This window comes from Alkalihalobacillus alcalophilus ATCC 27647 = CGMCC 1.3604 (assembly GCF_000292245.2).
GTDB classification, from domain to species: Bacteria; Bacillota; Bacilli; order Bacillales; family Bacillaceae_D; genus Alkalihalobacillus; species Alkalihalobacillus alcalophilus.
Genome location: NZ_ALPT02000120.1, coordinates 1 through 9,386, shown reverse-complemented (window position 1 = coordinate 9,386; position 9,386 = coordinate 1). Strand labels below are relative to the sequence as shown.

Here is a 9,386-nt window from a genome sequence, read left to right as displayed (position 1 = left end):
GCCAACCGACATTCATCTCCCCCTTATCGTTGGGCTTCTCCCTTCACACGATTGAAGGGGGAGTCTTCTGTCGGGAAATGATAAAAATGGTTACATCATAAATATTATCAAAAAGTTAAAGAGAGTAATTTTATACATAACAACTAAAATACTCTTAACAAAGAAACCTTAGTTGCAGCTTCATAATTTCTACACACTTTAGAGTTAGAATCTGTGAAGAGACTTTGACTTATTAGAGTTTCAATAAAAATTAGAGGTGTACAAATGACCAAGAAAAAGAATCACTCTTTTAAAACAATATGTGCTACCCCTTTCGATTTCTTTCTACCATTATCTCATGCAAAAAGTACCTTCTATCGGAGCCATAAAGCCTTGTGCAAATGGTGTACCTTGTAATATTCAATACATTAATTGGTTTGGGTTTATTACCATTCCATTTTTAGCTTTTGTAGCATTCTCACTTATTACATTATTATTTATCTTTATAAAAACCCCAAAAAACATCTAGTGATATGCGGGTTATTGGAATTTAATGTTTTATGATAGGAATTGCTTTTATTGAAGCACAAAAAAGAAAAAAATAGGGGTGAAGAACTTTCAATGTAGAAAGGACTGTATTAAAGAGGCTATTTTTTCATAAGCCTCTTTAAATTCCTTTTGAGAATAAATATTATTTGATTTTTATAACTTTTAGAGTAATCTCATGATTATTGTTTATATGAATTTCAAAATCGGTTCCTTTTTCTATTTGTAACTGTCGTCTTAATTCTACGGGAATCCATATTCTTCCGTCTTCGCTTAAAACTACTTGGTTTTCTTTCGTATTACCACCAGACTTGAAGAGAATTAGACCATCTAACTTATTATTAGTCTTAATAACAATCTCATCACCAGATGAAATCCCTAATCTCGTTCTAATTATTTTAGGAATTCTTACTGAAGTTCCATTTATTAAATTACATATCACAATATTATTCTTTTTTTGATTCATTTCATACCTCCTCCTGCTAATCTTTTTATCAGTATAAATCCCAACTGTAGAGAAAGTATGGAGGCTAAAATATACTATCAAAGTCAATTAAACTTGATCGTGTTTAATTTCTTACTTATATTTAGTTAATATTTTTTCTGGAATATGACAATAATCATTCGGATATTTAGTTAACCTATCCTGATGTTCTTCTGCACTTCTAACATAATTTGTAAGAGGCATGACTTCAACAACTATGCGGTCTTTATCTTTTCTCTCATTAAGAAAATCCTCTGCTTCTCTTAAGTGTTCAGGGTTTTCACTGTATACTCCTGTTCTGTATTTCTCGCCAACGTCCTCGCCTTGTTTATTCAAACTGTATGGATCAATGATTTCAAATAAATAGTCCATTAATTCCCTGATCGTTACAACCATCGGATCAAAGCCTGTTTTTACACATTCAGCGTAACCATCATAATCGCCCTCAAGTGTATGACTTGTGCCATTAGCTCTTCCCGCTTCTGTAAACTTAACTCCGGGTAACGTTTTAATAAAAGCCTGTACTCCCCATAAACATCCACCTGCAAAATAGATAATTTCCATATTTACGCTCCTGTTTGTTTCATTTAATTCAAAAAAATGTACTATCTAATAATAAAACTCCCAATACAAAATGTTTACACATAAAATAAACGTAAAAACAATTGTCATAATCCAAACTCGTTTTTCGTGTTTCCTTAAACTTTGATTTTTTACCCTAACACTTAAAAATTCTGGTTCGGGATCTATTGCTGTTTTCGTCATTTGAAGTGGCTCAAAAATATTCTTCCGTACATATTCCATAACTACTATTATTACTATAGACCTAATATTAGTAAATAGTTTTTATTAAATACAAGATGATATAGAATATTTGGCATTACTTTCATTTGGAGGCGATTGTTTGGTATTTTAATTGAAAATTTAATTATTTAATGAGTCTAAACAAAGTAAGCCTTTTCTTCCCCTCTCATTTGTGTCATATTTTCAAACCTTACCTTTACTTCATAGAGATTTAACATTTTCCATATAATATTAGCTTAAATTCATGTTAGGATTTTAATACACTTTTGATTAATAACTAAGAAGTTAGGGTACCTGATTTAAGGAATCTATTCGATAAGCAGGTATTTTTTATGATGAGTGGACGATAGATTTTTATTCCTATATAAAGGGGTGTTTTTAGATGTTATTTGAGGATCCGGTCTTTATGAGTAGAATGCTTACGCTACTCACACTATCCTTCCATATTTTTTATGCAACGGTCGGTGTTGGGCTGCCGTTGATGATTTTAATATTCCAATGGGTTGGAATTAGAAAAAATGACATGCATTATATGCTCATGGCTCGCAGATGGGCGAAGGGATTTGTCGTAACAGTGGCCGTTGGAGTTGTGACAGGGACAGCGATTGGTCTGCAATTAGCGTTATTATGGCCAAGTTTTATGGAGTTAGCTGGTAATATAATTGCCCTGCCACTTTTTATGGAAGTTTTTGCGTTCTTTTTTGAGGCGATCTTCTTAGGCATTTATTTATATACTTGGGATCGATTTGATAATCAGAAAAAGCATTTATTACTTCTGATTCCAGTTGCGATTGGTGGAGCGATGTCGGCTTTCTTTATTACCGTAGTGAACTCATTTATGAATTCACCAGGCGGGTTTGAACTTATAAATGGCGAGTTCGTCAATGTAAACCCGATAGCCGCTATGTTTACCGTATCTATGCCAACAAAAGTTACCCATGTTCTCGCAACGGCTTATATGACGGTTGCCTTTGTGCTTGCGGCGATCGCTGCTTTTCGTCTTTTACAAGGGGCGAATCAGACGTATCATAAGAAGTCCTTAACGTTATTAATGAAAATTGGTTTTGTTTTTGCCTTAGCTACGGCACTTATTGGCGACTTATCTGGGAAGTATTTAGCGGAATATCAACCAGAAAAATTAGCGGCTGCCGAATGGCATTTTGAGACAACCACAGAAGCACCGCTTATTTTATGGGGAGTTCTTGATGAAAATAATGAAGCACAATATGCGATAGAAATCCCCTATGCTTTAAGTATTTTAGCTCATGGTGATCCTTTTTCAGAGGTCATTGGATTAGACCAATTCCCAGAAGAAGTTCAACCACCACTTGTGATTCATTATTTCTTTGACACAATGGTCACGATTGGCGTCTTTATGTTAGCTCTTTCCTTCATTTACTGGGTGGCTACGTGGAGAAAATGGACCTTTATTCAACAAAGGTGGTATCGTTGGTTAATTGTTTTAGGTGGGCCTCTTTCCTTCCTTGCGATACAAGCTGGATGGTGGATGGCAGAAGTGGGTCGTCAACCATGGATATTACGAGGGATTATGACGATTGACGAAGCGGCTACAACGAGTGATTATGTTGGGTTAATGTTTATTCTCTTTGTTCTTCTCTATCTCGTTTTAGGAATTGGTACGATTGTGGTCTTAAGAAGGATGTTTCGTGATAACCCAATTGAAAAGGACTTAGAACGTTACTCAGGAGGGAAGTCATCATGAGTTTAGAAATTATCGGTGTTTCCGTACTTTGGATATTTTTATTTGGTTACGTAATTGTCGCTTCGATTGATTATGGAGCGGGTTTCTTTAACGCGTATAGCATTTTGACAGGAAAGCAACATATTGTTTCTAACGTAATTCAACGGTATCTATCACCGGTATGGGAAGTAACGAATGTCTTTTTTGTCTTTTTCTTTGTAGGAATTGTTGGCTTCTTTCCAAAGACTGCGTACTACTTTGGCACGATTTTATTAATTCCAGCAAGCATTGCGTTAATATTACTCGCGATTCGTGGCTCCTATTACGCATTTGAATCTTATGGGAAAAAGGGTCATAAAGGGTATGCCTTTATGTACGGGGCTTCTGGAATCCTCATTCCCGCTTCCCTTTCAATTGTGTTAACGATCTCAGAAGGTGGATTTGTTTCTATGGAGACAGGCAATCCTACGCTTGATTATTTAGCCTTATTTACGAGCCCACTCACTTGGGCAATCGTTGTATTAAGCATTACCGCTGTTCTTTATATCTCTGCGGTCTTCTTAACTTGGTATGCTAATGAAACAGGCGATAAAAAAGCGACCTCTCTGATGAGGAAATATGCTCTTATTTGGGCCATCCCCTTAATTGTGGCGGCTTCAGGTATTATTATCGAGCTAAGAGGTCATAATCTCGAGCACTATACTCGAATTCTCGACTTATGGTGGATGTTCGCCATCTCCTTTATTTTATGGATCGGTACAGTTTGGTTGTTATGGAAAAAAAGAAATTATGCCCTTTCCCTTTGGTTATTAATCGGGCAATTCGCTTTCGCTTTCTTTGGGTATGGTATTTCTCATTATCCTTACTTATTGTATCCGTATTTAACGATCTATGATGGTTTTACAAATGAAGCGATGGCAATAGCCTTAATTATCGCCTTTGTACTTGGAATGATGTTACTCATCCCTTCTCTGTACCTGTTACTACGTTTATTCTTGTTTGACAAAAAATATATAAAAGGAAAAAGGGAGTGATGAAACGATGTTAAACGACTTTTTAATATTTGTTGCTCCGTTTTTAGTCTTATTTGCCGCGATAGGTGTATCGTTTTATATCGCTTTGAAATAATTTCATATCACATTCAAGGGTAAGTCCTTAAATAGAAAAAGATTCGAGAAGTTGTAGCTTCTCGAATCTTTTTTAGTGCAAATTTAGTTGAGCGACATGGTATTTATCCACGATAAAATGAGAGGCAAACCTTCACTAAATAGCTACATTAGAGCCGGCTCCGGACAGTGTGTAGAGCGAACTTTTAAGGATACATCTTGAATCCACCTTTCAATTTTTGATGTTCTTTTTCTTTTAAACACAAATCAAACCCTAAAGAGCTACTGAAAGGTTCGCCATTTGCACTACTTTTACTGGCCAGAACAAGACCATCGAGTTAATTCAAATATTTATTCATTATTTTCAATATACTGTTCGACTCCGACTGGAACTAAAGAGTATTCATCTTCAAATATATTAATACCTTCAACATAGAGAGTCATGGTTTCAAAAAGGCTAATAACTTCTCCCTCGAAATCTACTGTACCGTACATTGTTGTATCGAAATTGATGAGATGACCCGTATCCTTCTCGAGCTTTATCGAAAATGAAAACGTATCAACAGAAGCTTGCTCCTCGGCCATATCAACTAAATGATCTTGAGTAAGTAATTGATGATAGATGTTAGAGTCTCCATTTAAGATCAATTCATAATACTCTATATCATCGTCAACATCGTTCACAACTAATTCATCTATATGTTCAAGTAAAAGATCATAATTGATAAAAGAAGTGGTCCTTTTATAATCTGCGATGATTTCTTCGTGTTCAGTTTCAGGAAGCCTTTGCCAAACTTCATTCTCAGTGTTCGGATTCTCTGTAAAATAAGTAGCATCTTCATTAGAATACATGGAAAATTCCACGTTTTGACCTAATGTGGTCATCAAGACATGTACGCTAGAAGAAAGTGGGTCAAACAGTAAGTTATTATCAACTTGTATTGTAGTTTCCTCATTGATTGACTCGCCTGTAAATTGTTGAGTTAATATCGTTATTGTCTTCATGCTTTGGATTTCCTCCACAGCAGCTTGAGCTTTTTCTATAATGTCGTTTTTTTCATCAAGGTCCTCAATAGACGTCATATTATAGTCTTCCGTTTCTTCTTTTGTAGTACAAGACGAAACGATAACAAGAAATAACAAAATGAAACATATTTTTTTCATTTTAAAGAAATACCCCCCCATGAATGGAAACACCCTGTATTTCAGACTGACAATAGTCAATAGATTGAACGAAAGCCGCTCTGCTTCTATTATCGCATGAAAGAGTATTCATGGGAGCATTTAACATAATTTTTCATACCTTTATATAGATACGAGGAGTTTTCTTAGGTTGATGTAAGCTGTTTCATACGGTATTAGTTCCTTTAGTCAGTACCCTTTCTTTGATTCCATAATCTCATATTCTTAATTATTAGATAACCAGAGTAACAAAACAAACCAACAGTAATTAAAATAATAAGAAATGATAAAGAATTAAACGGAGAAAATATATTAACTTCTAAAAACACAAATTGAATAATGATTATAACCAAAATACCAATAATCGAAATTATAGAAATTAGATACCTTTTTGGTTTGTGTTTAAAAATTACGAATTCAAAGATGAAACGAACCAATAATATTGTAATAAATGAAACAATAAACCATGTATCTATAGGAATACGCCCTCTCTAAATAATATAAAAACCTAAGTAACATTTTTTATGTTACTTTTTAAATGACTTTTCAGAATTTTATAGTTTGATTTTATTGAGAAATTGAGATTTATTTATCATTTTTAAACTACTTTAAGTTTATACCTGCTATAAAATAATGCTATTATTGAACAAAGTAAAATGGTTATCGAAAGAAACAAATAAGCTGCCCCCTCAAATCCTCGAACTACTATCAAACCATATAATACTAAGATTATTGAGACAATAGATGCTAAGATTCCAGGTGCGTATACTATCCCTTTACTTTTCCTTCCTTTACTTAACCACACTGTTAATAGAAAAACAATTAAACCAATAATTAAACCAATAATTAAACCAATACCAACAGGAACAAAAAGAAGCATTATAATCACCCTTTCATTTATGAATAGTACATAGTAAATATTATGTGCGTTAAAACAATTAATCCCAAATTAATATCATTACATAATTTGGATATTCACAGACCTCTCGCTCCCCTTAGAAATAGATAAAATTTTTTGAACTAATGGTCTCAGTTTATATTATGATCAATTAAAATCGCTGAACGTATTCCTATATCATCCGCGTTCTAATGTGCTTAACTAATTCTTTGTCATATATTTATTGCTTCCAGGGAGTTTTTTGATGTTGTTCCAAGCCTGGATTGCTTCTTCACGACTTTTCCCTTGATTATTCGGGTCAGCAAAATAATCATGAATAAATTGATTGTATTCAAATTGAGGAGCAATTTTTTTCTTGTACGATGGATCTTGCTTTCGTTCTTCTTCTTTATACCAAGCATCTACCGCATCTTGATACGTTTTGCCAATGTTGGTTTTAAAGTAGTTTTGGATATAGGTAGAAAAATGAAAATTAGGGATAACTGTCTTGAAAAAAACTCTTACATTTTGGCTGCAACGATGATTCTCCGAAATGACTGTTTCTAGGCTTAAATTGACCTCTTGTTCAGGTTTATGATTCACTTTTAATTTTCTAATTGGCTTCTTTATCTCTCCTGTTTCAAGAAATGTTTCGATTCTATCAGAAATCTCTAATTTTGAACCAGAAGCACTTATTCCATTTTCTCTGCAAAAAAACTGTAATTCTTCTTTTAACCAGTAGAAATCTTTAAAACTATCTATACTAATATTCTTTGTTAGCTTTGGTCTCATATATTGCACCTCCATAGTTATTTATTTCCATTATAGAACATTTGTTCCACTTAATCAAAATAATAATTAAAAGCAACAAAGTTTACTAACGGTTTCTTTAGTTGAAGTTAAATATTATCGAGCTTTTACAACAATTGTACCGAACAGCTCTTCACCGATATAAGCATCTAATGTCCAAATTCCTTTTGTTGGCAATGACATTAAACTAGGCATATGGGCATCCGCTTCGTTATTTGGACCAGCTAGAAAACCTTCTTCGATTACAACAACTTCTTGATTAGTCTCTGTATTCGTACCAATTACTTTTAATGGCTTCATTTCTAGGTTCTCTCCCCAAAAATGCCACATATACTTATTTTCTTCGCCAGCAATAAAAGGGGTTGAATATTCATCATAAATAAAACCAATTTTCTTTTCTTCACCAATCATTGAATAAGAACCTGAATTAAAAATAGAGCTTACCTCTATATCTTTCGTTTTTTCTTCAATTGTTTCATCATTTGCTGAACAAGCTGAAAAAGCAGCCAATAGAACAAAAATTATAAACATAAACTTGCTTTTCTTAATCATATAACCCTCCCTATTTTTTAACACTATATTGTAATTTTCTTCCTCTACTAAGGTTCTAACAAATTCTCTCTTAATTGATTCATCTCATCTTCAGTCAAACCGATAGCTCGTTCGAAATAATGCTTAACTGTTCCATAGTGGTGTTCAAGTTCGACAAAGAATGCCTCGATGTACTCAGCTCTTGGTTCAAGCATCGCTTCTATCGCTTCTCCACTTAGATGTGAAAAGGCATCTAAATCGCTGCCGGCCAGCTGTTGACGCATTTTTTCTTTTGAAAGATTCGTTAACAAATAATCTTCTAGAATCGTCTCGCGGTCTATGTCTAGTAAACTTAAAATAAGTGCTGCGACAACACCGGTTCGGTCTTTCCCGGCTGCACAATGGAATAGTAATGGCTCTTCTGGATAATTTAACAAAGAGCGAAAGAGCGTTTTATACGCCTCTGCAAATATGACCATTTTTTTATTCATATATGTTAGCATATCACCAGGATTTGTAAGCCATTCTCGCTGTACCTCTGCTAAATCACCAACTTGGCGTACCATCGTCTCGTCATCATTCGGAATAACTGGAACATGAAGTGCACGAACATTTGCTAATAGCGGATCCGGCATTTTTTCCACTTCATCTTGACTTCTTAAATCACAAATAGTTTTAATCCCCAGCTGCTCCAACTTCTTTAGATCATTGGCTGTTACTTTGCTTAAATCACCAGAGCGAAACACTCTCCCCCATTTTACCGTCCGACCTGACTTCGTTTTGTATCCACCTAGATCACGAAAGTTAAAGCTTCCTTCCAAAGTTATTAATCGCTTCTCATCTTTTTCCGTAAATGTATATTCCATTTATACCCTCCGTTGTTAACTTGATTTTTGAGCAAGTCTTTTTCTACTATTGAACTACTCGCCACTTAGCTAACGCTTGAAGTGGGAGATTCTTGGGAACAGAGCGTACTTGCCAGCCGATTTCTTTGCCGACAGAGGTTTCTCTTATGGACCAAGCTATCCCCGTCGATTCCTACGGTTCTGAATGTTGTTTTAAGCCGTGTGGAAGGTTCTTACCCCTTCAGCTAGAATATTTTGGCTGGCATTGATATCTCGATCGTGATGTTTATCGCAAATAGGACACGTCCAATCCCTTTTTTCAAGAGATTTCTTGCCGTCTTGATGTCCACATTCGGAACAGATTTGACTAGATGGATACCACCTGCTTATTTTCACGATGGTTTTCCCGTACCATTTCGCTTTGTATTCTAATTTTGATACAAAGGCAGACCAGGATACATCCGAGATCGATTTAGCTAATTTATGATTACGCAACATTCCTTTGGTATTCAAGTCCTCT

At 34.7% G+C, this 9,386-nt stretch carries 11 protein-coding genes; 3 read left to right on the top strand and 8 right to left on the bottom strand.

The genetic code is table 11. From position 1 onward, the window contains the following. Positions 1-670 precede the first annotated feature (670 nt). Positions 671-991, bottom strand: coding sequence for an AbrB/MazE/SpoVT family DNA-binding domain-containing protein (locus tag BALCAV_RS19810; RefSeq protein ID WP_003323792.1), 321 nt, complete (start codon positions 989-991; stop codon positions 671-673). A gap of 111 nt (positions 992-1,102) precedes the next feature. Beyond that, the gene (locus BALCAV_RS19805) at positions 1,103-1,573 is read right to left on the bottom strand and encodes a peptide-methionine (S)-S-oxide reductase (RefSeq protein WP_003323793.1); all 471 of its coding nucleotides are present in this window, start codon (positions 1,571-1,573) and stop codon (positions 1,103-1,105) included. A 622-nt stretch (positions 1,574-2,195) separates the two neighbouring features. Here BALCAV_RS19805 and BALCAV_RS19800 point away from each other — a divergent pair. The 3 genes from BALCAV_RS19800 to cydS are packed head-to-tail and all read left to right on the top strand — an operon-like array spanning position 2,196 to position 4,643. Continuing rightward, positions 2,196-3,536, top strand: coding sequence for a cytochrome ubiquinol oxidase subunit I (locus BALCAV_RS19800; RefSeq protein WP_003323795.1), 1,341 nt, complete (start codon positions 2,196-2,198; stop codon positions 3,534-3,536). After that, positions 3,533-4,549 (top strand): cytochrome d ubiquinol oxidase subunit II, encoded by a 1,017-nt coding sequence (locus BALCAV_RS19795; protein ID WP_003323796.1) that lies wholly within the window; start codon positions 3,533-3,535, stop codon positions 4,547-4,549. The genes BALCAV_RS19800 and BALCAV_RS19795 overlap by 4 nt, the downstream gene beginning before the upstream one ends. Before the next feature lie 7 nt (positions 4,550-4,556). Further along, a complete protein-coding gene (gene cydS / locus BALCAV_RS23475) occupies positions 4,557-4,643 on the top strand; it encodes a cytochrome bd oxidase small subunit CydS (protein ID WP_407920841.1) in 87 nt (28 codons plus the stop codon). A gap of 329 nt (positions 4,644-4,972) precedes the next feature. On the opposite strand, the gene BALCAV_RS19790 is transcribed toward cydS, so the two are convergent. The 6 genes from BALCAV_RS19790 to BALCAV_RS19765 all read right to left on the bottom strand — a co-directional run. Then, positions 4,973-5,785, bottom strand: a complete 813-nt coding sequence (locus BALCAV_RS19790; protein ID WP_003323797.1) for a DUF6612 family protein — start codon at positions 5,783-5,785, stop codon at positions 4,973-4,975. Between the two features lie 616 nt (positions 5,786-6,401). Next, positions 6,402-6,683, bottom strand: coding sequence for a YesK family protein (locus BALCAV_RS19785; RefSeq protein WP_040324287.1), 282 nt, complete (start codon positions 6,681-6,683; stop codon positions 6,402-6,404). 219 nt (positions 6,684-6,902) lie between these two features. After that, entirely contained in the window at positions 6,903-7,472 is a 570-nt protein-coding gene (locus BALCAV_RS19780) for a DUF6434 domain-containing protein (RefSeq protein WP_003323799.1), read from the bottom strand. A gap of 114 nt (positions 7,473-7,586) precedes the next feature. Then, a complete protein-coding gene (locus BALCAV_RS19775) occupies positions 7,587-8,042 on the bottom strand; it encodes a DUF4871 domain-containing protein (RefSeq protein WP_003323801.1) in 456 nt (151 codons plus the stop codon). 47 nt (positions 8,043-8,089) lie between these two features. Further along, a complete protein-coding gene (locus BALCAV_RS19770; RefSeq protein ID WP_003323802.1) occupies positions 8,090-8,887 on the bottom strand; it encodes a tyrosine-protein phosphatase in 798 nt (265 codons plus the stop codon). 192 nt (positions 8,888-9,079) lie between these two features. After that, positions 9,080-9,386 (bottom strand): RNA-guided endonuclease TnpB family protein (locus BALCAV_RS19765; RefSeq protein ID WP_040324286.1); only part of this gene is annotated, 307 nt, incomplete at its 5' end.